This window comes from Breoghania sp. JC706 (assembly GCF_037026715.1).
Taxonomy (GTDB): domain Bacteria; phylum Pseudomonadota; class Alphaproteobacteria; order Rhizobiales; family Stappiaceae; genus Breoghania.
In genome coordinates this window covers 76,772-101,908 of record NZ_JBANCG010000008.1, presented here as the reverse complement: position 1 = coordinate 101,908, position 25,137 = coordinate 76,772, and the positions used below count along the sequence as shown (strand labels likewise).

Annotated in this window: 17 protein-coding genes and 1 tRNA gene; 14 read left to right on the top strand and 4 right to left on the bottom strand. The window is 63.9% G+C overall.

Annotation, left to right across the window (positions count from 1 at the left end):
• Positions 1-13: 13 nt before the first annotated feature.
• Complete coding sequence (locus V2L18_RS17405; RefSeq protein ID WP_336179572.1) at positions 14-1,501, bottom strand: UbiD family decarboxylase; 1,488 nt, start codon at positions 1,499-1,501, stop codon at positions 14-16.
• 115 nt (positions 1,502-1,616) lie between these two features.
• Here V2L18_RS17405 and V2L18_RS17400 point away from each other — a divergent pair, with 115 nt between their 5' ends.
• From V2L18_RS17400 to treY, 10 genes are all read left to right on the top strand, one after another.
• The gene (locus V2L18_RS17400) at positions 1,617-2,156 is read left to right on the top strand and encodes an SCP2 sterol-binding domain-containing protein (protein WP_336179571.1); all 540 of its coding nucleotides are present in this window, start codon (positions 1,617-1,619) and stop codon (positions 2,154-2,156) included.
• Complete coding sequence (locus V2L18_RS17395; RefSeq protein ID WP_336179570.1) at positions 2,157-3,146, top strand: peptidase U32 family protein; 990 nt, start codon at positions 2,157-2,159, stop codon at positions 3,144-3,146. It abuts the gene before it with no gap.
• Positions 3,143-4,063 carry a U32 family peptidase gene (locus V2L18_RS17390; protein ID WP_336179569.1) on the top strand — a complete coding sequence of 307 codons (921 nt, stop codon included), beginning with the start codon at positions 3,143-3,145 and terminating at the stop codon, positions 4,061-4,063. The genes V2L18_RS17395 and V2L18_RS17390 overlap by 4 nt, the downstream gene beginning before the upstream one ends.
• A 260-nt stretch (positions 4,064-4,323) precedes the next feature.
• Positions 4,324-6,381, top strand: coding sequence for an alpha-1,4-glucan--maltose-1-phosphate maltosyltransferase (locus V2L18_RS17385; RefSeq protein WP_336179568.1), 2,058 nt, complete (start codon positions 4,324-4,326; stop codon positions 6,379-6,381).
• Positions 6,378-9,680 (top strand): maltose alpha-D-glucosyltransferase, encoded by a 3,303-nt coding sequence (gene treS, locus V2L18_RS17380; protein ID WP_336179567.1) that lies wholly within the window; start codon positions 6,378-6,380, stop codon positions 9,678-9,680. The genes V2L18_RS17385 and treS overlap by 4 nt, the downstream gene beginning before the upstream one ends.
• Before the next feature lie 2 nt (positions 9,681-9,682).
• Positions 9,683-11,932 carry a 1,4-alpha-glucan branching protein GlgB gene (gene glgB / locus V2L18_RS17375; protein WP_336179566.1) on the top strand — a complete coding sequence of 750 codons (2,250 nt, stop codon included), beginning with the start codon at positions 9,683-9,685 and terminating at the stop codon, positions 11,930-11,932.
• Positions 11,925-14,018, top strand: coding sequence for a glycogen debranching protein GlgX (glgX, locus tag V2L18_RS17370; protein WP_336179565.1), 2,094 nt, complete (start codon positions 11,925-11,927; stop codon positions 14,016-14,018). The genes glgB and glgX overlap by 8 nt, the downstream gene beginning before the upstream one ends.
• Entirely contained in the window at positions 14,015-15,820 is a 1,806-nt protein-coding gene (gene treZ, locus V2L18_RS17365; RefSeq protein WP_336179564.1) for a malto-oligosyltrehalose trehalohydrolase, read from the top strand. The genes glgX and treZ overlap by 4 nt, the downstream gene beginning before the upstream one ends.
• Positions 15,817-17,676 (top strand): 4-alpha-glucanotransferase, encoded by a 1,860-nt coding sequence (gene malQ / locus V2L18_RS17360; RefSeq protein WP_336179563.1) that lies wholly within the window; start codon positions 15,817-15,819, stop codon positions 17,674-17,676. Before treZ ends, malQ begins: the two co-directional genes overlap by 4 nt.
• Positions 17,673-20,363 (top strand): malto-oligosyltrehalose synthase, encoded by a 2,691-nt coding sequence (treY, locus tag V2L18_RS17355; protein ID WP_336179562.1) that lies wholly within the window; start codon positions 17,673-17,675, stop codon positions 20,361-20,363. The genes malQ and treY overlap by 4 nt, the downstream gene beginning before the upstream one ends.
• A gap of 61 nt (positions 20,364-20,424) precedes the next feature.
• On the opposite strand, the gene V2L18_RS17350 is transcribed toward treY, so the two are convergent.
• Positions 20,425-20,499, bottom strand: a tRNA-Glu gene (locus V2L18_RS17350).
• A 219-nt stretch (positions 20,500-20,718) separates the two neighbouring features.
• A complete protein-coding gene (locus tag V2L18_RS17345) occupies positions 20,719-21,159 on the bottom strand; it encodes a VOC family protein (protein WP_336179777.1) in 441 nt (146 codons plus the stop codon).
• 110 nt (positions 21,160-21,269) lie between these two features.
• Between V2L18_RS17345 and V2L18_RS17340 the strand changes: the two genes are divergently transcribed.
• Positions 21,270-22,028: an NAD-dependent deacylase gene (locus V2L18_RS17340; protein ID WP_336179561.1), complete on the top strand. Its 759-nt coding sequence runs from the start codon at positions 21,270-21,272 to the stop codon at positions 22,026-22,028.
• A gap of 141 nt (positions 22,029-22,169) precedes the next feature.
• Complete coding sequence (locus tag V2L18_RS17335) at positions 22,170-22,754, top strand: cold-shock protein (RefSeq protein ID WP_336179560.1); 585 nt, start codon at positions 22,170-22,172, stop codon at positions 22,752-22,754.
• 776 nt (positions 22,755-23,530) lie between these two features.
• Here V2L18_RS17335 and V2L18_RS17330 read toward each other — a convergent pair.
• Positions 23,531-23,827: a hypothetical protein gene (locus tag V2L18_RS17330; RefSeq protein ID WP_336179559.1), complete on the bottom strand. Its 297-nt coding sequence runs from the start codon at positions 23,825-23,827 to the stop codon at positions 23,531-23,533.
• A 193-nt stretch (positions 23,828-24,020) separates the two neighbouring features.
• Between V2L18_RS17330 and coaD the strand changes: the two genes are divergently transcribed.
• Entirely contained in the window at positions 24,021-24,521 is a 501-nt protein-coding gene (gene coaD / locus V2L18_RS17325) for a pantetheine-phosphate adenylyltransferase (RefSeq protein ID WP_336179558.1), read from the top strand.
• An 89-nt stretch (positions 24,522-24,610) separates the two neighbouring features.
• Positions 24,611-25,114 (top strand): peptidylprolyl isomerase, encoded by a 504-nt coding sequence (locus V2L18_RS17320; RefSeq protein ID WP_336179776.1) that lies wholly within the window; start codon positions 24,611-24,613, stop codon positions 25,112-25,114.
• Positions 25,115-25,137 lie beyond the last annotated feature (23 nt).

Sequence of the window (25,137 nt, the reverse complement as noted above, 5' to 3'; positions counted from 1 at the left end):
CGACAGGACCCCGCTATTTCCCCGGAAACAGCTCGCTCCAGCGCGCTTCCACGCGCTTGGCGACGTCCTTGTCCATGGTCAGCAACTCGCCCCATTCGCGGGTCGTCTCGCTGCCGATCTTCTTCGTCGCGTCGATCCCGAGCTTGCCGCCGAGGCCCTCCAGCACGGAGGCGAAATCGAGGTGGTCGATCGGTGTGCGGTCGATGGTCATGAGGTCGCGGGAGGGATCCATCCGTGTCGCCACGGCCCACATGATGTCGTCCCAGGAGCGGATGTCGATGTCGTCGTCCACCACGATCAGGAGCTTGGTCATGGTGAACTGCGGCAGCAGGGACCAGAGCCCCATCATCACGCGGCGCGCCTGGCCCGGATAGCGCTTGTCGATGGCGAGAACGGCGATCCGGTAGGAACAGGCCTCCGGCGGCAGCCAGAGGTCCTTGATCTCCGGGATCTGCTGTTTCAGCAGCGGCAGGAAGATGTCGGCCATGGTGTCGCCCATCACGGCAGGCTCGTCCGGCGCCCGGCCGGTGAAGGTCGTGAGATACATGGCGTTCTCACGCATCTTCATGTGCCGGGCGGTGAAGACCGGGTAGGTCTCGGGCGCGTTGTAATAGCCTGTGTGATCGCCAAATGGGCCTTCGAGCGCACTTTCGGTATGCGAGACGGTACCCTCCAGCACGATCTCGGCCCCGGCCGGCACATGCAGCGGGATGGTCTTGCAGGGAACGAGCTGCTGCCTCTGGCCGCCCAGAATACCGGCAAGCGCAAGCTCGCTGATGCCTTCCGGCGCCGGCATGACGGCGGCGAGGATCGTGGCGGGCGCGGCACCGATGACGATGGCTGCAGGGGTATCCTCGCCGGTTTTCGCCCATTGCGCGTGGTGACCGGCACCGCCGCGCATGGAGAGCCAGCGCATGATCGCGCGCTTCTCGTCGAGCACCTGCATCCGATAGATGCCGAGGTTGTACTGGGCTGGATCGTCTGCCCCCGGCGGACGGGTGACGACGATCGCCCATGTGATCAGCGGCCCGGCATCGCCGGGCCAGCAGGTCTGAACCGGCAGGCGGCTCAAATCGGGGGGTAAGTCCACATGCGGCACCGTGTCGCGCACGATCCTGGGGCGCGATTTCAGCCCCGCCCGGGCGGCCGGAAGGAGCTTGCGCGCCTCGGCCAGCGAGGCGGGCGGCTTGGGCGAACGCATCCACGCCATCATCTCGCCGAGCGCGGTCAATCCCGCCTCGTCCGTTCCCATGCCGGCCGCCACCCGGGCACGCGTGCCGAACAGGTTCGCGATCGCTGGAACGTTCGAGATCTGGCCGGAAACGAGCGGTTTGGCAAAGCGCAACACCGGTCCGCCCTCGGCGATCACGCGCCGATGGATTTCGGTCGCCTCCAGCGCCATGTCGACAGGCGCATCGATGGTGGCGACCTCTCCCTGCTCGGAGAGATAATTGATAAAACTGCGTAGGTCGGGGAAGGGGGGGAGGTGACGTCGATACATGCGTGGGGCTTCCGATTTCGGCGCACCCTGCCTTATCGGATTTAATTTCTCTTTGCGATGGCGCATTTACACCCGCCCCCCTCGAGCCTTATCGCAAGGGGGACAGGAGAGTCGCATGCTCGAACATCATTCGCCTGAGCTGCCCCGTTCCGCCCGCCGGCTCGTCGCAGCTCTTCCCTCATGGCCGTTGGAAATGGTGCTGACGCGGGCGCTGCGCGCGCTTGCCGAACGTCGCCCGGAGCTGTTCGAACGCCTGGGCGTCCATTCCCGGTGCGTCTTCGTCGTGCGCCCGACCGACCTCGATTTCGCGTTTTCCGTCGTGCCGCATCGCTGGCAGGGCCGGGTGCGTCTGGTGCGCCCGGAAACGCGCGGCGATGTGCATATCGAGGGGCCTCTGCTGAGCCTTCTGGGGCTGCTCGACGGGACGCTCGACGGCGATGCCCTGTTCTTCAACAGGGTGATCGAGGTGAGCGGGCGTACGGATGCACTGCTGGCCTTGCGCAACGCGATCGAGGAAGCCGAACTCGCCCCGTCCGATCTTCTGGGCGTGACCGGTCGTGCCGGCCGTCTCGCCGATACCGCCATCCTGCGCGCGCTCAAGGCCTTGCAGAATATGGCGGAGCCTGCCGATCCCGCGACCTCCGGAGCAATCTGAATGGCAATTGAACTCGTCTGCCCCGCCGGCACGCCGTCCGCCCTGCGCTCGGCGGTCGATGCCGGGGCGCATGCGGTCTATTGCGGCTTTGCCGACGAGACCAATGCGCGCAACTTCCCCGGCCTGAACTTCTCGCCCGCCGAAATGATCAAGGGCGTGCGCTATGCCCATGATCACGGTGCGAAGGTGCTCGTGGCGATCAACACGTTCCCGAAGGCGGGGTCGTTTGAGCCGTGGCGCAAGGCGCTGGCGGCGGCTGAGGCGGCGGAAGCGGATGCCGTGATCCTCGCCGATATCGCCGTGCTCGATCATGCCGCGATCCACCACCCGAACCTCAGGCTGCATCTCTCCGTGCAGGCGGCGGCCAACACGCCGGAAGCGATCGGGTTCTATGCCGAGACCTTCGGCGTGAAGCGGGTCGTGCTGCCGCGCGTCCTCTCGGTGGAGGAAATCGCCAAGCTCAACAAGGAAATCGATGTCGAGACGGAAGCCTTCGTCTTTGGCGGCCTGTGTCCGATGACGGAAGGCCGCTGCTCGCTTTCCTCCTATGCGACGGGCCGCTCGCCGAACCTGTCTGGCGTCTGCTCGCCGCCCGAACACGTCGAATATGTCCAGGAGGAGGACGGCACCGCCGTGCGCCTCGCCGGTTTCACGATCGACCGTTTCGGCAAGGACGAGGCGGCCGGCTATCCGACGCTGTGCAAGGGCTGCTTCGTCGCCGGCGGCAAGTCCACGCATCTGTTCGAGGATCCCGTCAGCCTGAATGCGGCCGGCCTCGTCGGCCGGCTTGCCGATGCGGGCGTCACCGCACTCAAGATCGAGGGGCGCCAGCGCGGCAAGGGCTACGTGGCGGAGGTCGTGAAGACCTTCCGCGCGGTGGTCGACGCGATCGAGGCCGGGAGCGACCCGGTGGAGGCGGAACGCCTTCTGGCCGGCCTCGTGGAAGGCGGACGCCAGACGTCAGGTGCCTACCGGAAGCAGTGGAGATGAGCGCCATGGATCAAGGCGAGAACCAAATTGGCCTGACGCTGGGCCCGGTGCTTTTCAACTGGAGCGCGGACCGCCTGCGCAAGTTCTACGAGGGGATCGCCAACAGCTCCGCCTTCGACCGGGTGCATGTGGGCGAGGTGGTGTGCGGCAAGCGCATGCCTTTCAACGATCCGGTATGGCCCGATGTCATCGCCATGCTGGAGGATGCGGGCAAGGAGGTCGTGATTTCTGCGCTGGCGCTGCCGTCGACGGTGCGTGAGCGCAAGACTGTCTCCGCGCTTTGCGAAGACGACCATATGGTCGAAATCAACGACGTGACGGCCCTGTCGCAGCGCGGCGGGAAGCCGTTTGTCGTCGGCCCCTTCGTCAACGTCTACAACGAGGGAACGGTCCGGCTGATGGCGTCGCGCGGCGCGCGCACGGTGTGCGTTCCCGTCGAGCTTCCGCTTGCCTCGCTCGCGACCATGGCGAAGAGCTGCCCGGACATCGAGTTTGAGGTCTTTGCCTTCGGCCGGCTTCCGCTGGCGCTTTCGAGCCGCTGCTATCATGCCCGCCTTCACGGGCTGCACAAGGATTCCTGCCGCTTTATCTGCGATCGCGACCCCGATGGGCTCAATGTGGACACCCTCGACGGCCAGCCCTTCCTGGCGGCGAACGGTATCCAGACGCTGTCGCACGGCGTGCAGGCCTTCTGCCCGACCGTGGAAGAGGCGGAGCGTGCCGGCATAAGGCGCCTGCGCCTGTCGCCCCACACCGTGGACATGGTGGCCGCCGGCGATGTCTACCGGTCGTTGCTCGACGGCCGGATCGAGCCCGCCGAAGCGCTCAACCGCCTGCGGGGGCTCGACCTGCCGGGCGAGCTGGTCGACGGGTACCAGCGTGGCCTCGCCGGTTGCGAGGTCGCCGGCACCGCATAAGCGGCAGCCGGCCGGGCATGTCCCGGCGAGCTGCCGTAAGGAAAGTCGGCCGGGAACTTTCTCCTGCGGAACTCGTTGCTTTTGTAGTGGCGAGCAGTGAGGAGACGTTTCTGGCCGATCATGGTTGCGCAGCCGGAAGGCGCGCAGTATCGGCCTTGATCCCGTCCGGGTAATTCTCCTGAAAACGGCCGCGAACCCGTGAAGGTTCGGGCTCATCGTTTGTCGCCACTGCCACGTCAGGGAGCAGGGGAGGCGCATCGATGATTGCCGATACGGCCACGCAGGTCCGCGCTGCCGCAAGGCGTTCGCGAAAGCCGCGCGCAAGCGGTGAAAGTGCTTCGCTCGAACGCCTTCAGCATCTTGCGGAGGCTCGCGTCGCGATCGAGCGTGTCTCCCCCGAGATCGACGGCGGCAGGTTTCCCGCAAAGGCCGTGGTCGGCCAGAATCTCAGGATTGAAGCGGATATCTTCTGCGACGGTCACGACAGGATCGGCGCGGCCGTTCTTTACCGGCACGCCGGTGAGCGCGACTGGCGCGAGGCGTCGATGGCGATTGTCGACAACGATCGCTGGGCGGCACATTTCACCGTGGAGCGGCAAGCCCCGCTCGAATTCACCATCCATGCGTGGCGCGACCTTTTCGCAAGCTGGGCGGCGGAGGTTTCCAAGAAGGCGGGAGCTGGTCAGGATGTGACCGTGGAGCTGAGCGAAGTGCGTCCGCTGCTCGTCTCCGCAATCGAAGGCGAGCGTGGCGATGACGAACATCGCGCGCAGCTTCAGGAAATCCTGCGCCAGTTCGATGCCGACGCGGACGTGAACGCCCGGTTGGCACTGCTTCTTGGAGGTGCGGTGACACGGCTTTATCGCCTTGCCGGTCCGCGCACCAATCTTACCGTCTATGACAAGGTTCTCCGCGTCTGGGTCGACCGGCCCGCTGCGGCGTTTTCCGCCTGGTACGAGCTGATGCCGCGCTCCCAGTCGGGCGACGCCGGTCGCCACGGCACCTTCGACGACGTGATTGCACGGCTGCCCTATGTGCGCGATCTCGGCTTCGATGTCCTCTACATGCCGCCGATCCATCCCATCGGTCACACCAACCGCAAGGGCCGCAACAACGCGGTGAAGGCCGAACCGGACGATCACGGCAGTCCCTATGCGATCGGGTCGGAGGAAGGCGGGCACGACGCCATCCATCCCGAGTTGGGCGATTTTGCGAGCTTTGCACGTCTGGTGAAGGCGGCGCGGGAACACGGGCTTGAGGTGGCGCTCGACTTCGCCATCCAGTGCTCGCCCGACCATCCCTGGATCAAGGAACACAAGGAGTGGTTCGACTGGCGCCCCGACGGTTCGATCCGTTTCGCCGAAAACCCGCCGAAGAAGTACGAGGACATCGTCAACGTCCATTTCTACCGGGATGCGCTGCCGTCGCTGTGGCTGGCGCTGCGCGATATCGTTCTGTTCTGGGCGGAAAAGGGCGTGCGGATCTTCCGCGTCGACAATCCGCACACCAAGCCGCTGCCGTTCTGGGAATGGATGATCGGCGAGGTGCAGGCGCGCTATCCCGACACGATCTTCCTGGCCGAGGCGTTCACGCGCCCGAAGATGATGAAACGCCTGGCGAAACTCGGGTTTACGCAGTCCTACAGCTATTTCACGTGGCGCAACACGAAGCAGGAATTGCGCGACTATCTGAGTGAACTGACGCGCGGCGAGGAGCGGCATTATTTCCGGCCGAACTTCTTCGCCAACACCCCCGACATCAATCCCTTCTACCTGCAGTGGAGCGGACGGCCGGGTTTTCAGGTGCGCCTCGTGCTGGCGGCGCTGCTTAGCGGCAATTACGGCATCTACAGCGGTTTCGAGCTGTGCGAAGCGGCCGCGGTGCCCGGCAAGGAGGAATATCTAGACTCCGAGAAATACGAGATCCGCGCCTGGGACTGGGACAGGCCCGGCAACATCCGCGAAGACGTCGCTCTGGTGAACCGGCTGCGCAACGAGCACGCGGCGCTGAAGGACTTCACCAACGTGGAATTCTACAACGCGTGGAACGACAATATCCTCTATTTCGGCCGCAGGACGCCGGATCTTCAAAGTTTCATTCTGGTCGCGGTCAATCTCGATCCTCATCATCCGCAGGGCGCCGATTTCGAGGTTCCCTTGTGGGAATTCGGCAGGGCCGATCACGAGCAGATTGCGGTTGAGGATCTCGTCACCGGCGCCCGCTTCGACTGGCACGGAAAAATCCAGCACATCGACCTGGATCCGGCAGTCCGGCCCTACGCGATCTGGCGTCTCGACGGGGAGGGAGCCACATCATGAGCGACGTTCTCATCCGTGAAAGGCCTGAGCACCAGCCTGGGCCCGTCGCCCCGCCGCGCGCCATTGGCCACGAAGCCGAATGGTACAAGGACGCGGTCATCTATCAGCTTCACGTCAAGGCGTTCCAGGATGCCTCGGGCGATGGCATCGGCGACTTCAAGGGCCTGATCGAACGACTGGATTATGTCCAGAAACTTGGCGCGACCGCGATCTGGCTGCTGCCGTTCTACCCGTCTCCGCTGCGCGACGACGGCTATGACATTTCCGACTACCGGCGCATCAACCCCGCCTACGGGTCGATGCGCGACTTCCGCCAGTTCGTCAAGGAGGCGCATCGCCGGGGGCTCAGGGTCATCACCGAACTCGTGATCAACCACACCTCCGACCAGCACCCCTGGTTCCAGCGGGCCCGCCACGCAAAGCCCGGTTCTGCGGCGCGCAATTTCTATGTCTGGAGCGATACCGACAAGGCCTATGAGGGCACCCGGATCATCTTTCTGGATACGGAGACCTCCAACTGGACCTGGGATCCGGTCGCCAAGGCGTATTTCTGGCATCGCTTCTATTCCCACCAGCCCGACCTCAACTTCGACAATCCGCAGGTGTTGCGCGAAGTCATCAAGGTGATGCGGTTCTGGCTCGACATGGGCGTGGACGGGCTCAGGCTCGATGCCATCCCCTATCTCATCGAGCGCGAGGGCACGAACAACGAGAACCTGCCGGAAACCCACGAGGTCCTGAAGAAGATCCGCGCGGCGCTCGATGAGCACTACGAGGACAAGATGCTGCTGGCGGAGGCAAACCAGTGGCCGGAGGACACGGCGCCCTATTTCGGCGATGGCGACGAATGCCACATGGCCTTCCACTTCCCGCTCATGCCCCGCATCTACATGGCGCTTGCCCAGGAAGACCGGCATCCGATCTCCGACATCGTGCGCCAGATGCCGGAGATCCCCGACAGCTGCCAATGGGCGATCTTTCTCAGGAACCATGACGAACTGACGCTGGAAATGGTTACGGAGGAGGAGCGCGACTACCTGTGGCGCACCTATGCGGAGGATACGCGGGCGCGCATCAATCTCGGCATCCGCCGCCGACTGGCGCCGCTCATGCAGAACGACCGGCGCAAGATCGAGCTGATGAATGCGCTGCTGCTCTCCATGCCCGGCACGCCCGTGCTCTACTACGGCGACGAACTCGGCATGGGCGACAACTATTTCCTCGGCGACCGCGACGGCGTGCGCACGCCGATGCAATGGACCGCCGACCGCAACGGCGGCTTCTCGCGCGCCAACCCCCAGGCGCTGTACCTGCCGCCGGTCATGGACCCGATCTACGGCTTCCAGGCCATCAACGTCGAGGCGCAGGAGGGGAACCCCTCGTCGCTGCTGCACTGGATGCGCCGCATGGTGGCTGTGCGGCGTCGGCACCGGGCGTTTGGCAGAGGAGAGATCTCGTTTCTCTATCCGCGCAATCGCAAGGTGCTGGCCTACGTGCGCGAACATGAGGGTGAGCAGATCCTCTGCGTCGCCAACCTCTCGCGTTCTCCGCAGGCCGCCGAACTCGATCTTTCCGCCTATCATGACCGTGTGCCGGTGGAACTCGTCAGTCACACGCCGTTCCCGCCGATTGGCGACCTGCCGTATCTGCTGACGCTGACGGCCTACGGCTTTTACTGGTTCATCCTGCGCGACACGTCCGCAACGCCCGATTGGCACGAGAGCCTGCCGGAGATCCAGCCGGAATTCGTCACGCTGACAGCGGCCGATGGCACGATCCAGTCGGTTCTGAAGGGACGCGAGCGCCGCAATCTGGAAAACGACGTTCTGCCATCCTTCCTGCCGCTGCAACGCTGGTTCGCCGACAAGCAGGACGAGATCCGACAGGTCAAGGTCGAGCGGCTGGGTGTGCTCGACAACCCGGACCATGGGCTGACCATCGCGTCCGTGGAGGGGGCGGGCGGCGTCTCGCGCTACTTCCTGCCGCTTTCGATGCTGTGGGGAGAGCAGAACATAAAGCCCGGAGCGCCGTTCCTCTCGCACACGCTTGCGAAGGTGCGCAAAGGACCGAAGCTCGGGGCGTTGATGGACGGTGCCTTCGACGACCGGCTTGCGCTTGCGCTGATGAAGGAGATCCGCAAGGGCGAACCGCGCGCGACGGATGCCGGCCGGATGGAATTTCAGGCGACCGACGCGCTTCGCGCCATGGACGCGCCGCAGACCGCCAGACGGATGAGCGGGGAGCAGTCGAACGTGTCGGTCGTCATCGACGATGCGATAGTGCTCAAGATTTACCGCCGTCTGCGGTCTGGGCTGCAGCCGGACGTGGAGGTCGGGCGCTTCCTGACCGAGGTCGCGGGCTTTGACGGCACGCCGCCCTATCTCGGCTCCGCCACACTCCTGGATGAGAACGGCGAGCCCGTCACGCTCGCGAGCGCCTTTGCTTTTGCCTACAACCAGGGCGATGCGTGGTCCGGCCTTCTGGAAGCGCTCACGCACGATCTGGAGCTTGAAGCCCTCTCGCAAGACGACAGGGACGAGACTTTCGCCTATCCGCTGATGCTCGGCAGCATTCTCGGGCGGCGCACGGCCGAACTCCATCTGGCCTTCGCCCATCCGACAGATGATCCGGCCTTCTCCAGTGAGCCGGTGACGGCAGACAGTCTGGAAGCGTGGAGCGACGAGACGGCCGGCGATATCGGCAAGGCCATCACGGTCATCAGGCGGTATTTGCGGAACCTGCCGGAAGACGAGGGCGACGACATGCGTGCGCTCGTGGCCGGCGAGGCGGAGCTGATGGCCCGGGTTCATGCCGTGAAGGCCATGGTGCCGGCCGGCCACATGTCGCGCATTCACGGCGACTATCATCTAGGCCAGGTGCTGCTTTGCCAGGACGACGTGATGATCGTCGATTTCGAAGGCGAACCGCATCGCACGCTGGACGAGCGGCGGCGCAAGTCCTCTCCGTTGCGCGACGTCGCGGGCATGCTGCGTTCTTTCGACTACCTGACCCATGTCGCGCTCGATCGGCGCCGGGTTATGGCCGGAACCCTCTCGGAAGCGGAGCGGCTTCGCGCGATGGGCTGGCGCAGGGAAACGACGAGCGCCTTCCTCGATGCCTATTTCGCCGTTGCAGGCGGGGAGAAGCCCGATGCCAATGCGCTGTCTCGCGCATTGCTCGATCTTTTTACGCTGCAAAAGGCCGCCTACGAGGTCGTCTACGAAGCTGCCAACCGTCCCGCATGGCTGTCCATACCCGTCAGCGGAATCCTCGATATCCTGAAGCAGGACCCGTCGTGACCATGACCACCACCACTTCCGCTCCGGCGCGCGCCGACGCTCTTTCGCCCCAACTCGACGCGACCGAAATAGAAGCCCTGGTGACCGGGGCGCATGGCGATCCGTTTTCGGTTCTGGGGATGCACGGCGGCGGCGACGAGCCGGTGAGCGTGCGTGTCTTCGCGCCCGAGGCCGACAGGGTCGAGGTCATCGATGCGCGCAACGCGCGTTCCGTCGCTGAGCTTCCCCGCGTGCACGAGGCCGGGTTCTTTGCGGGCTCCCTGCCGCGCCGCAAGTCGCGCTTTCTCTACTATCTGCGCAAGACCCACGGCGAGTGCAGCTGGGAGATCGACGATCCCTATCGCTTCCCGCCGCTTCTCGGCGATCTCGACATCCATCTGATGGGCGAAGGCAGCCATCGCCAGCTCTACCGCCATATGGGAGCCCACCCGCGCGAATTCGGCGGCGTCGACGGGGTGAGCTTCGCGGTCTGGGCACCGAATGCCGCGCGTGTCTCGGTGGTCGGCGAATTCAATGCGTGGGATGGCCGCCGCCATCCGATGCGCAAGCGTCATGATGCCGGCGTGTGGGAGATCTTCATTCCGGGCCTTTCGCGTGGCATCGTTTACAAATACGAGATCATCAGCGCATCGGGCCACCGTCTGCCGCTCAAGGCGGATCCTTTTTCCTTCGAACAGGAACTGACGCCGGCCACCGGGTCCCGCATTCACGGTCTGGTGGACCACGGCTGGGCCGACGACGCCTGGATCGCGCGCCGGCGCGAGACGATCTGCACGTCCGCGCCCGTTTCCATCTACGAGGTGCACGCCGGGTCGTGGAGGCGCGGGCCCGACGGGCGCATGCTCGACTACGACGAACTCGCCGACGACCTCATCGAGCATGTCACCGACATGGGGTTCACCCACGTCGAATTCATGCCGATTGCCGAGCATCCTTTTACGGGCTCCTGGGGTTACCAGCCTATCGGTCTCTTCGCTCCGACAAGCCGTTTCGGATCGCCGGAAGGCTTCGCACGTCTCGTCGACCGGCTGCACAATGCCGGTATCGGCGTGATCGTCGACTGGGTTCCCGCACACTTTCCCTCCGACGCGCACGGTCTCGCCCGTTTCGACGGAACCGCGCTTTACGAGCACGAGGACCCGCGCCTCGGCTTCCACAAGGACTGGAACACGCTGATCTACAATTTCGGCCGCCGCGAGGTTTCCAACTTCCTGCAGTCGAATGCCCTGTTCTGGCTCGAGGAGTTTCATGTCGATGCCCTGCGCGTCGATGCTGTCGCATCGATGCTTTATCTCGACTATTCGCGCGAGCAGGGCGAATGGGTGCCCAACATTCACGGCGGGCGGGAAAACCTGGAAGCGATCGAGCTTTTGCGATCAACCAACGGCGCGATCCGGTCGGAAGTGCCGGGAGCGTTGGCGATCGCGGAGGAATCGACCGCGTGGCCCGGTGTCAGCCGTCCGGTCGAGGATGGCGGGCTCGGCTTCGGCTACAAGTGGAACATGGGCTGGATGCACGACACGCTCGGCTACATGGCGAAGGAGCCGGTTCACCGGCGCTATCACCACCACGACATGACCTTCGGCCTGCACTACGCCTTCTCTGAGAACTTCGTGCTGCCGCTCTCTCACGACGAGGTCGTCTACGGCAAGGGATCGCTGATCGACAAGATGCCGGGCGATCGCTGGCAGAAGTTTGCGAACCTGCGGGCCCATTACGCGTTCATGTGGACCCATCCGGGCAAGAAGCTGCTGTTCATGGGCGGGGAGTTCGCCCAGGAACGCGAATGGAACCACGATACATCGCTCGACTGGCATCTTTGCGAAGAGCCGATGCATGGCGGCGTGATGCAGGTGATCCGCGATCTCAACCGGCTCTATCGCGAGATCCCGGCGCTGCATGTGCTCGATTGTGATCCGGCGGGATTTGCCTGGATCGATGGCGGAAACGCCGAACAGAGCGTGTTCGCCTATCTGAGGAAAGGGGCGGGGGGAGATGCGCCGGTTCTGGTCGTCCTGAATTTCACGCCTGTCGTGCGCGAGCGTCATCGCATCGGCGTGCCCATCGCGGGCACCTGGCGGGAGGTCCTCAACACCGATGCCGGACTCTATGGTGGCTCCAACGTCGGCAATGGCGGCGCCGTGGAGGCCGAGAGCGTGCCCGCCCATGGTCACGCGCATTCGCTGGAAATGGTGTTGCCGCCGCTGGGCGCTCTGATCCTCGTGCCTGACGATGGGAGCCGCGATGTATAGCCGCCTCAGCGGCGGCCAGCCGCATCCGCTCGGCGCCACATGGGACGGCTCCGGCGTCAACTTCGCGTTTTTCTCCAGGCATGCGGAGAAGGTGGAGCTCTGTCTGTTCGAGCACACCGGACGGCGCGAGATCCACCGCATCCCGTTGCCCGAATACACGCACGAGGTCTGGCACGGATACCTGCACGATGTCCGCCCCGGTCAGCTTTACGGCTACCGGGTCCACGGTCCCTACGATCCGGCGAACGGTCACCGGTTCAATCCGAACAAGTTGCTGCTCGACCCTTACGCCAAGGCGTATCAGGGCGAGTTGCGATGGCACGATGCCGCCTTCGGCTATCGTGTCGGCCACCAGCGCGCCGACCTGACGATGGACCGGCGGAATTCCGCGTTCGTCATGCCGAAATGCGTTGTGATCGACCCGGCGGTGACCTGGGGGCCGGACATCCGCCCTCGCATCCCGTGGGCGGAGACGATCATCTACGAGGCGCATGTGAAGGGCATGACGGCTCTCCACCCGGACGTGCCGCCCGCCTTGCGCGGAACCTTCGCCGGCCTCGCGGATCCCGCGGCCATCGATTATCTCGTGAAGCTCGGCGTTACCGCGGTGGAACTGCTGCCGATCCAGGCGTTCTTCGACGATCGCTATCTGGTCGAGAAAGGGCTGGTGAACTACTGGGGCTACAACACCATCGGCTTCTTCGCGCCTGCGACGCGCTACATCTCTCCCTATGGGGACCTGCACGAATTCAAACTGATGGTCCGCCGCCTGCACGAGGCGGGCATCGAGGTGATCCTCGACGTGGTCTACAACCACACGGCCGAGGGCAATCATCTGGGGCCGACGCTGTCCTTCCGGGGAGCGGACAATGCCAGCTATTACATCCTCGACAGCGATCCCCGCTACTATTTCGATGTGACGGGCTGCGGCAACACGCTCAACCTGAAGAACTCCCGTGTTCTCCAGATGGTGATGGACTCGCTGCGCTACTGGGTGGAAGACGCCCACGTGGACGGTTTCCGCTTCGATCTGGCGACGGCGCTGGGGCGGGAACGCGAGGCCTTCGACCAGCATGCGGTGTTCTTCGAGGCCGTGCGGCAGGATCCGACGCTGTCCGACGTCAAGCTGATCGCCGAGCCCTGGGATATCGGGCCGGACGGCTATCAGCTGGGGGCCTTCCCACCGGGATTTGCGGAATGGAACGGCCAGTACCGCGATGGCGTACGCACCTTCTGGAAGGGCGAGGAGGGCGGCATGCCCGACATGGCGCGCGGATTGCTCGGCTGGGCGCCGCTTTTCGACCATTCCGGCCGAAGGCCATGGTCCAGCATCAACTTCGTCACCGCTCACGACGGTTTCACGCTGACCGATCTCGTCTCCTACAGCGAAAAGCACAACGAGGCGAACCAGGAGGACAATCAGGACGGCCACGACGACAACCGGTCCTGGAACTGGGGGGCGGAGGGCGCCACGGACGATCCGGAAATCCTGGATCTGCGCGACCGGATGCGGCGCAACCTGCTTGCCACGCTGCTGTTCTCGCAAGGCACGCCGATGCTGCTGATGGGCGACGAGCGCGGCCGCACGCAGGCAGGCAACAACAACGGTTATTGCCAGGACAACGAGATGTCATGGCTCGACTGGAAAGGGGAGAACGAACGCGACGCACGCTTTCTGGAATTCGTGCGTGCGCTCATCCACATCCGCCGCTCTACCGCCTTGTTGCGCGAGACCTCTTTTCTGCACGGACGGCAGGTGAATGCGACACATATTCCCGATGTCGTCTGGCTTCGCCCCGACGGGCAGGAGATGGGAGAGGATGACTGGAACAACCCCCTCAGCAAGAGCATCGGCCTGCTGTTTTGCGATGAGGAACGCCGACGCCTGTTGATGCTGATCAACGCCCATCACGAGACAGTGGCCTTCACGCTGCCGGGCCGCGAAACCGCAGCGTGCTGGCGTGTGATGGTTGGGACGGCGGACGGCACGGCGTTTCCGGCCGAGCCGGAGCCCGCGGCCGATGAGGTCTTCGACCTGCCGGCGCGCTCTCTTTTCCTCCTTCAGGCGCAAGCGGAGGCGAAATGACCCGCAGCTTCTCCTATCGACGGCATTGGGGCGCGGAAATCGTCGAGGGCGGCGTCCGCGTCTCCCTGTGGGCGCCGAGGCTCGATCACCTCACGCTGGTCGCGAGAGGCCGGCCGGTCGACATGCTGCGTTCGCCGGACGGGTGGTTCTCGGTCGAAACAGACCTGCTGGGGCCGGGTGATGCCTATGCCTTCCAGTTGCCTGATGATACCGCCGTCCCGGACCCCGCTGCCCGGGCGCAGGTCGGCGATGTGCATGGACCGTCCTTGCTGGTCGATCCCACAGCCTACCGCTGGAACGTTCTGGATTGGCGCGGCCAATCATGGGAAGAGGCGGTGATCCTTGAAGTGCATACCGGGACATTCTCGCCGGAGGGAACCTTTGCGGGCATTGCCGCGAAGCTCGATCACCTTTGCGAGGTGGGGATTTCAGCCATCGAGCTCATGCCCGTCGCCCAGTTCGGCGGCAATCGCGGCTGGGGCTATGACGGAGTGCTGCACTACGCCCCCCATCCGGCTTACGGGACGCCCGACGACCTGAAGGCCCTTGTGGATGCGGCCCACGCCCGTGGCCTGATGGTGCTTCTGGATGTCGTCTACAACCATTTCGGGCCGGACGGGAACTATCTTCATCTCTATGCGCCGGAGTTCTTCACCGACGCGCGCCAGACGCCATGGGGGGCGGCGATCGCCTATGAACGCCAGCCGGTGCGCGATTTCTTCATCGACAATGCTTTGTATTGGCTGGAAGAGTACCGTTTCGACGGTCTCCGGCTCGACGCCGTCAACGAGATTCAGGACACGTCGGAAGTCCCGCTTCTGGAAGAGATTGCCAGGACGGTGCGGGCCCGCATCGGCGATCGCTCCATTCATCTGACGACCGAGGACGACCGCAACATAACCCGCTTCCACCAGCGCGACAGCGCGGGCAGGCCGCGTCTCTATACGGCGGAGTGGAACGATGACTTCCACCACGCGGCCCATGTCGCCGCAACCGGGGAGAAAGAAGGTTACTATGTCGATTATGGCGACGACCCGGTGGGTGATCTCGCAAGGGCCCTTGCGGAAGGATACGTCTATCAGGGGGAGATCTCGCAATTCTGGGAGAATGCTCCACGTGGCGAGCCGAGCGCCGATCTGCCGCCGGTCGCGATGGTCAATTTCCTGCAGAACCACGACCAGATCGGCAATCGCGCGTTCAACGAACGTCTCGCCGCTCTCGTGCCGGCAAACCGGCTCGAAGCGCTGACGGCAATTCTGCTCTTGTCGCCGCAGATCCCCCTCATCTTCATGGGCGAGGAATGGGGCGAGACCAACCCCTTTGGCTTCTTCACCGATTTCGACGGAGAACTGGCGGACGCCGTGCGCGAAGGGCGTCGGCGCGAGTTCAAGCGGTTCGAGCGTTTCGCCGATCCGGCCAACCGCGAGAAGATCGCTGATCCGAATGCGCTTGAAACCTTCGAGGCCTCCCGCATCGATTGGCGCAAACGTGAGGAACCCGCCGGCAAGGCGCGTCTCGATCTCTTCCGTCGGCTGCTTGCCATTCGCCGCAGCGAAATCGTGCCGAGGCTGGTGGGCATGAGCACACACAATGGCGAGGCGACCGTCGCCGGCAGGGCTTTCGCCGTTTCCTGGCGGCTTGGCGACGGCTCCAGCCTGATGATGACGGCCAATCTCGACGACGCGCCCGCGAAGCTTCCCGCGGGGGCTCCGGCCGGAAGGGTGCTCTATCGCAGTGACGGCGTCGATGGGGACACAATGTTGCCGCCCTGGTTCGTGTCCGTCTTCCTGGATGCGTCATGAGCGAGCGTGCTTTCGACCGCCTGTGTGAGGCTTATGGGCTTCAGCTCGGCTACGAGACAGGAACCGGCGAGACCGTGCGTTCCTCGCCCGAGGCGCGACGCGCCGTGCTGTCGGCCATGTCGGTCAGCGCGGCAACGCCGGAAGAAGTCCTGCGGAACCTGGAAGCGGCGCCGAAGCGCGACGCGGCTGACGATCCGGTCGCGGTGGCGCGCAGCTACATGCCGAACTGGCTCGCCGAGGGGCGGTGCTGGGGCGTCACCTGCCAGCTCTACGGTCTGCGCACCAAGCGCAATCACGGCATCGGCGATTTCGAGGATCTGGCGCGCCTTGCCGAACAGGTGGCTGCGGATGGCGCCGATTTCGTCGGCGTGAACCCGCTGCATGCGCTCTTTTCCGCCGATCCGGAACGCTGCAGCCCGTTCTCGCCGTCCAACCGGCTGTTTCTCAACCCGCTTTACATCGCAATTGATGCCATCCCGGGATTGCAGGAGCCGCCGCCCGTCGAAACCGAAGAGGCGGCGCGTCTGCGCGATGCGGACTGGGTGGATTACACTTCTGTGGCGAGGCTGAAGCTGGCGACGCTGCGCGCCTGCTGGGATGACCTCTGTGAAGCGCCCGCACTCTGGCAGGAGCAGGCCCGCGCCTCTTTCGACCGCTTTGTGGCCGAAGGCGGCGAGGCCTTGCGCCTTCATGTGCTTTTCGAGGCGCTTTCCGCTCATCTCGCGGCCGACTTCGGTGCCGGGTGGCGCGATTGGCCGGAGGACTACAGAAGTCCGAGAACCGATGCCGTCGCCCGGTTCGCGCAGGATCATGGTCACGAGGTCGGCTATCAGTTCTGGCTGCAATGGGTCGCGGATCGCCAGCTCGCGCGTGCCGCGGAGAGGGCGCGGGGCGCGGGAATGCGCATCGGGCTCTATCTCGATGTGGCCGTTGGAACCGCACCCGACGGTTCCGCGACATGGAGCGATCCCGATCTGGTGGTTCCGGGCGCAAATGTCGGGGCGCCGCCGGATGCCTTCTTCACCGGTGGTCAGGACTGGGGGCTCGCGCCGATGTCGCCGCGCGCGCTGCATGAACGGGACTACCAGCCCTTGCGCGATGTGCTGGAGGCCGTGTCGCGTCACGCCGGCGCCATCCGGATCGATCATGCGATGAGCCTGACCCGGCTGTTCTGGATCCCGGAAGGATTTCCCGCGACCGACGGCTGCTACGTCCACTATCCGCTGGCGTCGATGCTCCGGACCTTGAGCGACGTTTCAAACAGGTACGGGACCATCATCATCGGCGAGGATCTGGGAACCGTGCCAAAGGGGTTCGGCCGCATCATGCGGGACGCCGACCTCCAGTCCTATCGCGTGCTCTATTTCGAATGGGTTCGAAACGCATTCCGGGCAGCATCCTCCTACAGGCGGCAGGCTTTCGTGACCGTCTCCACCCACGATCTGCCTCCGTTTCGCGGCTGGTGGGCGGGAAGCGATATCGATCTTTTCCAGGAGCTCGGACTGCTCGGGCAGGGGGATGCGGATGCCCGGCGGGAGGGCCGCGCACGCGATCGCGCCGCGCTCATCGACCGGCTCCGGCGAGATCTTCCCCCGCGCTGCGCCCGGACACTCGCATCTGCGGACGTGGACGAGATTGCAACGGCCGCGCACGTCTTTCTCGCGCGCACGCCTTCGCGGCTTTTCGGCGTGCAGGTGGAAGATCTTTGCGAGGCCGCAAGGCCCGTCAACGTGCCGGGCACGTGGAAGGAATATCCGAACTGGCGTCTGCGCACTGCATCTGCGGTGGAGGAGGCGTCCGCGCGCCCCGCATGGAGGACGGTTGTCGACGCCGTGACCAGGGAGCGCGCGAAATGACCACACCATTCACGGCGACGTATCGTCTGCAATTCCGCAATGGCATGACGTTCGAGCGTGCGGCGGACCTCGCCGGCTATCTCGCCGCTCTCGGCATCAGCCATCTTTACGCCCCCCCGATCTTCGCCGCTGCCCCGGGCTCAACGCACGGCTATGACGTTGCGCGAAACGACCGCTTCGACGACGCGCTCGGCGGGGAGGAGGGGTTCGTTCGCCTGTCGGACGCGCTGAAGCGCGAGGGGCTCGGGCTCATCCTCGATTTCGTTCCGAACCACATGGCGGCAAACGAGGCCAATCCGTGGTGGCACTCGGTACTGGAATGGGGTCGACAGAGCCCGTATGCGCGGCATTTCGATATCGACTGGTCCGCGCCTCGGCTGCTCCTGCCGGTGCTGGGCGAACCCTATGGCACAATGATCGAGCGCGGCGAATTCGCCGTGACGCAGGCCCCCGGGGCGGGGGGCTTCGATCTTGCCTTTTACGACCGCACGCTGCCGCTGACGCCACCGAGCTATGCCCGGATCCTCGATCGCGTCGATCACCGGGAAGCGAAAGCGCTCGGAGAGGCTTTTGCCGAAACGACGGCCGGGAGCGCGGCGGAGCTGAAAGGCGAACTTGCCCGACTGGCAGGCGACCAGGCATTTCGCGCGAAGATCGACGAAACCCTCGACGCTCTGTCCGCGCAGGATATCCATGCCCTGCATGAAGCGCAGCCGTGGCGGCTCGCCCATTGGCGGTTGGGGCGCGAGGCGCTGTCCTATCGGCGGTTCTTCGAGATTTCCGATCTCGTCTGTCTGCGTGTCGAGGATCCCGCTGTCTTCGAGGACGTGCACGCTCGGTTGCGCGTTCTGATCGACGAGGGCCGGGTCGATGGTCTGCGGATCGATCACATCGATGGTCTTGCCGACCCGAAAGGCTATCTGGAACGGCTTCGCGGGCTCTGCCCCGGCAAGGCGTTTCCCGTGTTTGTGGAGAAAATTCTGGAGGGGAGCGAGGAGCCGCGCCGCGACTGGCCGATGAGCGGCACCACGGGATACGAGTTCATTACCGCGCTCGCCAGGCTTTTCGTCGATCGCGCGCAGCGCGCGGACATGACCGAGGCCTACGAGGGCTTCACGGGGGACCGGGTTGCCTTCGACCGCCAGATCGCGGAGTGCAAGCGGGAAATCCTGTCGCGCAATCTCGCAAGCGAACTGGATGTCCTGACCGAACGCGCGGTTGCGATTGCCTCTGGTTCCCTGAAGACGCGCGATCTCGGGCGGGATTCGTTGCGCCAGGCGATTGTCGAGTTCATTGCCGCGCTGCCCGTCTATCGCACCTACGTGGATGGCAACGGCATCGATCCGCTGGACCGCGTCCTGATCGGGCAGGCGGCGAGGTCCGCCCGGACCGCCCGCCGCATCGACAATCCCGCCGCCATCGATTTCATCGAACGTCTGGCGCTCCTCGAACCTCCGGAACCTTCGCTGAAGGACGAGGTCGAGGCCTTTGCCGTCCGGTTGCAGCAGACGAGCGGGCCGGTCATGGCGAAAGGGGCGGAGGATACGGTCTATTATCGCTACAACAGATTGATTGCGCTGAACGAAGTGGGCGGCGCCCCGGATGTCTTCGGCGCATCCTGCGAGGTCTTTCATGTCGCCATGGCTCGACGGCAGGCGAATGAACCGGACGGCTTGTCGGCCACGGCGACGCACGACACCAAACGCGGCGAGGATGCCCGGGCCCGGCTCTACGCGCTGAGCGAGATGCCGCAACAATGGTGTGCCGCGACCGAGCGATGGTCCGCAATGAACGCCGCTTTCCGCCGGCGTTTGGAGGGGGGCGTCGCGCCTGACCGGGCGGACGAATGGCTATTTTATCAGGCGCTTGCAGGCGTATGGCCGGCGGAACTGATTGGCGAGGAGCGCCCGGATCTCGAACCGTTGTGCGCGCGCATGCGCGCCTTCATGGAAAAGGCGTTGCGCGAGGCCAAGCGCCGCACGAGCTGGACCGATCAGGCAGCCGCCTATGAGGAAGCGGTCACGGAATTCGTCCGGCAGGCGCTTTCGTGGTCGACAGGTGCTGCGTTCCTGAGCGACTTCGCAGCCACCTGCGCTCCGCTCTGGCGGGCCGGTGCGCTGAACGGTCTTTCGCAACTTGCCATCAAGCTCACGGCTCCCGGAGTGCCCGACATCTATCAGGGCAGCGAGGTCTGGGATTTCAGCCTGGTTGATCCGGACAACCGCCGGCCTGTCGATTTTACAAGGCTCGCGGAAATGGCCGAAGCCTCAACGGCCACGACGGACCCGATGAATGACTGGCAATCGGGCGCGCCGAAGTTCGCGCTGCTGCGGGCCGGCTTGCGGCTGCGGGGCGAGCGTCCGGAACTCTTTTCCCAAGGCGTCTACCGGGCCCTGAAGGTGCGCGGCCGCTTTGCCGATAACGTCCTGGCTTTTGCACGGCTGAAGGGGCCGGACATGGCGATCACCGTCGTGCCGCGCCTTGCCCTGTCGCTTCTCGCGGGCGCCCGCCACCCGCACATCGAGCCATCTCGCTGGCAGGATACCGTGGTGGAATTGCCGGGCTCAGCCGCCGGCCGGGAATTCGTAGACGTCGTTACGGGCGAAACGATGGAAATCAACGGGCCTGTGGCGGTCGAGCGTATGCTCGCCCGGTTCCCGGTCGCGATTTTGGCCAGCGCCGGCTGACGAATGCGGGAGAGGCCGACAAAAGTCAGGAGAAGGAAACGCAATGTGGAGGGGGGAGGAGTGGTACGCCCAAGGGGAATCGAACCCCTGTTTCCGCCGTGAAAGGGCGGCGTCCTAACCGCTAGACGATGGGCGCACGCTGCATGTCCTCTGCCGCGTGGGCCGCAGGAACAGCTTGTGGGTCGGCTTATAGTTGCGTTTTCCGCGCACCGCAAGAGGGCACGCCACAATCCCCATGATGTTTTCCAAGGAGAAATTGACGTACCGATCGGACCGCCCTTGCGCGGCATGCGCGCGCGCCTGAGGTAAGCCCCGGGACGCACGCAAATGCGATGTCAGTCGGTGCCGGCAGGGCTCACCATTCGCCGGTGTTGCCCATGGAGGCCCAGGGTTCCTGCGGCGGCAGTGCGTCGCCTTTTTGCAGGAGCTCAATGGAAATATTGTCGGGGGAGCGGATGAAGGCCATGCGGCCATCGCGCGGGGGGCGGTTGATCGTCACGCCGTTGCTCCGCAGCTTCTCGCAGGTCTCGTAGATGTCGTCGACCTCGTAGGCGAGGTGACCGAAATTGCGCCCGCCGGTATAGGTTTCCGGATCCCAGTTGTAGGTAAGCTCCAGAAGGGGCGCCGCCTTTTCCTTGCCCGCAGCCTCATCGCCGGGGGCGGCCAGGAAGATCAGCGTGAACCGACCCGCCTCGCTTTCCGTCCGGCGGACTTCCTTCAGGCCAAACTTGTTGCAATAGAAATCGAGTGCCGCATCAATGTCGGAAATCCGGACCATCGTGTGAAGATATCGCATCATGTCTTCTCTTGATTTGGAGGAGGTTCGGGCGGATGACTGGTCTCAGGAAGGGTAGCTGGGCATCATGGCCGCCTTGAACCGGGAATTGGAAAACCGAAATACAAGATATGACCCTTGTCTGTGACATCAATGCCGGCCGGGAGAGTTTGTCCCGGCTGATCGACATGAGCCGGCAGTGCATCGTCTTTACCGGAGCCGGCATGTCGACCGAATCCGGCATCCCCGATTTTCGAAGTCCCGGCGGGATATGGTCGCGGATGGCGCCCATCGAATTCGATGACTTCGTCTCCGACGAGGCGATCCGGCTGGAGGACTGGCGCCGCCGGTTCGAGATGAACGAGCAGTTCCTGGCGGCAAAGCCCAACGCCGGACATATCGCCATCGCCACACTCGCGGGGCAGGGCAAGGTGGCCGCGGTTATCACGCAGAACATCGACGGCCTGCACCAGCGCGCGGGGTGCGCGCGAGAGAGCGTGATCGAATTGCACGGCAACGCGACATTCGGTGCCTGCCTCAATTGCGGCACACGACACGAGCTTGACGAGGTTCGCGCCATAATAAAGAGATCGGGCACCTCGCCGCGCTGCGATTCCTGCGGCGGGCTGGTCAAGTCTGCGGTGATCAATTTCGGGCAGGCGATGCCGGTCGAGGCAATGGAGCGGGCGCTCCAGCTCGCCGAATCGTGCGATCTCTTCGTTGTGGCAGGCTCATCCCTTGCCGTGCAGCCGGCGGCGTCGCTGCCGCTGGTCGCGGAGCGGCAGGGCGCGCGGCTCGTTATCATCAACCGCGATCCGACGCCGCTCGATGACGCTGCGGAACTTGTTCTGCGTGGAAATATCGGGGATTTTCTCGCGGGCATTGCGTAAAATGCCGTATTAACAATGAAAAATTTGCGATTTTTTCACGATTTGCTCTGGCGGTTCAGGACTTGAATGTTATCCTTCAAGACAGGAATCGGTTAGCCGAGCTGTTTGTAGATTACGGTGTGGATACGAGGCAGAGACCAAATGGGGGCCAAGCTAGCTTCGGACTTGCGTCCATTTGAGGACCGGGCGGAGATCGAAGAATCTCCCGTCGACGTTCTCGAGGTCGCCGGAACCATCAAATGGTTCGATGTCGGCAAGGGATACGGCTTTATCGTTCCCGACGACGGCGGCGAGGACGTTCTGCTACATGTGACCTGCCTCCGGCGCGACGGATTCCAGACGGCCTACGAGGGGGCTCGCGTGGTGTGCGAGGTGCTCAGCCGTCCGAAGGGTCTGCAGGCCTTTCGTGTCCTGTCGATGGACGAGTCGACCGCAATTCATCCCTCGCAGCTTCCCCCCTCGCGCACTCACGTTCAGGTGACGCCATCCGGCGGTTTTGAGCGGGCGACTGTCAAGTGGTTCAACCGGGTCAAGGGCTACGGCTTCCTGACGCGCGGCGATGGCACGCCGGACATCTTCGTCCACATGGAAACGCTGCGCCGCTTCGGTCTGGCCGAACTGCGCCCCGGACAGACCGTCATGGTCCGTTTCGGCGAAGGCCCCAAGGGGCTCATGGTCGCCGAAATCCGTCCGGAAGGCCCGAGCCACATTCCCCAGTCGCATTGAGTCAGACGCGGATCTGGCGAAACGGGGCGTTGCACGTGCAACGGGCGCCTTTTCTTTTCCCTTTTCAGATAACGCAGTCTGACCTCGGGCCTGGGCTGGACGGGGGCGAACCTAAGCTGCCTGGGCCAAGGCTGGCAGGTACCTTGAGTCAAAGTGCGGAGCAAATACCGACAAGACCGATTGTCCAGCAATCGAACGCGAGCATCGGCCATCTCGTCGTAACCGGATGCTGGAGCCATGGTAGGGGAAGTGGGGTGGTTCGCTTAAGTGCGGAGCGAATTCTAAGGCCGCAATAATACGAGGCTGCGCCGGCCGTCACGAAGAACACCGGCCAGTCCGTCGCCACGTATGCCCACATTAAAATAGTGTCGATAAAGATAAATGGAATTACGAGCCTGTAAGTGGGCTCCATGTTGGAAAAGAGGTTTCGATAGAGAGGGGGGAATCCTATACTTAGCTGAGCGGTTATGATCAAGTAAGTAAAGCCCAACCACGAGAGTTGGAGCAATGCTGGGTGATTCAAAGGGATGCTTCGAAGTGGGCGTAGGCAGGAATTTTACTGCGTTCTTCTAATCCGGCGTCCAGTCGAACAGTAATGTGCATTTGATCGGTCATGCACAGCGGGATGTGGCTCAGCCTGCCATTTCTGAGGGCATGACGCAATTTTCTGGATTTTTTGTTTTTACTGTTTCTGGGAGCGTAAAACAAAAATGCGGCGGCATGCCGGGGAACATGCCGCCGCGGGGGTCAGGAAATCCGTCGCGAGGTGCGGCGGATCACTGCTCAATCCGGCGCTTGACCAAAGTGGTCGTGTTCGCGCCGTCTTGAAGGGCCGTGGTCTCGTAGGACACACCGGGTTTCGTCCACGGGGAGCGGCTGGCGAGTGTCTCGCATCCGCCTCCGGCATCGGAAACGACGTCGGAGCCGCAAGCGACAGTGATTTCCATTCTCAACCGATCGCTCTTTCTGACGACGCCGTTATCGGATCCCGAGAAGCTTCCGATCGCGGCGAACGTCAGAGCCGATCCGCCGATGGCGACGGCATATGCCATGCGCCTTGCGTTGCTCTTCATTTTCGCCTCCCTGGCATTATCGCAACACCATATCATATTCCGAAGAGGAAGGCAGGAAAAAGTTTGTGTGTTGCGTTGCGACAACTGTCGTGAGGGTGAAGGAAACCTTCAGGAGGCGCTTGCGGGTTGCCGCCTTCGCTCTATTGACGATATCCCCATTGTCTCCCTGCGGAGAGGTCGATAGAGAGGACGCATGACACGCACCGCCCTTTACCCCGGATCTTTCGATCCGATCACCAACGGCCATATCGACATTCTCGGTCATGCGCTTTCTCTCGCGGACCGGGTCGTCGTCGCCATAGGCATCCATCCCGGCAAGAAGCCGATGTTCACGCTCGAAGAGCGGCGCGCCATGATCCGGGAGGTGACGGCGGCACGTTTCGGCGAGGATGCCGGCCGGATCGATGTCGTTGCCTTCGACACGCTGGTGGTGGAGGCCGCGCGCGCACACGGCGCCAACATCCTCATCAGAGGTCTGCGTGACGGCACCGATCTCGATTACGAGATGCAGATGGCCGGCACCAACGGGGCGATTGCGCCGGATATTCTGACGGTTTTTCTTCCCGCCTCGCCGGACGTTCGCCATATCGCCGCCACGCTTGTGCGTCAGATCGCGGCGATGGGCGGAAACGTTTCCCCCTTCGTGCCGGAGAACGTGGCGCGAGAGCTTGGTCGCAAGGGTACGGCGGGTTAGCGGCCTTTCGCACCGGCACCCGACATGCGGCGGTCCTTTCAACTCAAGGAGACATCTTCGTGCTGCGCACCCTTCTCTTCGCTGCCGCGCTGGCAACCGCTTTCGCGGGCGCCGTCCGCGCCCAGGACACCGACCCGGAAAACACGCTGATCCTGCAGCTGAAGTCGGGTCCGGTCGTGATCAAGATGCTGCCCGACGTGGCGCCCAAACATGTCGCCCAGATCAAGAAACTGGTGCGCGACAAGTTCTACGACGGCATCATCTTTCACCGCGTGATCGACGGCTTCATGGCCCAGACGGGCGACCCGACCGGCACCGGTGCCGGCGGATCGGATCTCCCGGACATTCCGGCGGAATTCTCCAAGGTTCCGTTCGAGCGCGGCACGGTGGGCATGGCGCGGACGAACGATCCCAACAGCGCCAATTCGCAGTTCTTCATCATGTTCGCGCCGGGCGCCTTCCTGAACGGGAAGTACACCGTTTGGGGGCAGGTCGTTTCCGGCATGGACAATGTCGACAAGATCGCCAAGGGCGAGCCGCCGGCCAATCCTGACAAGATCATCAGCTTGCGCGTAGCCGCCGACGTGAAGTAAGGCCGGTGCGATCAACGCTTCAT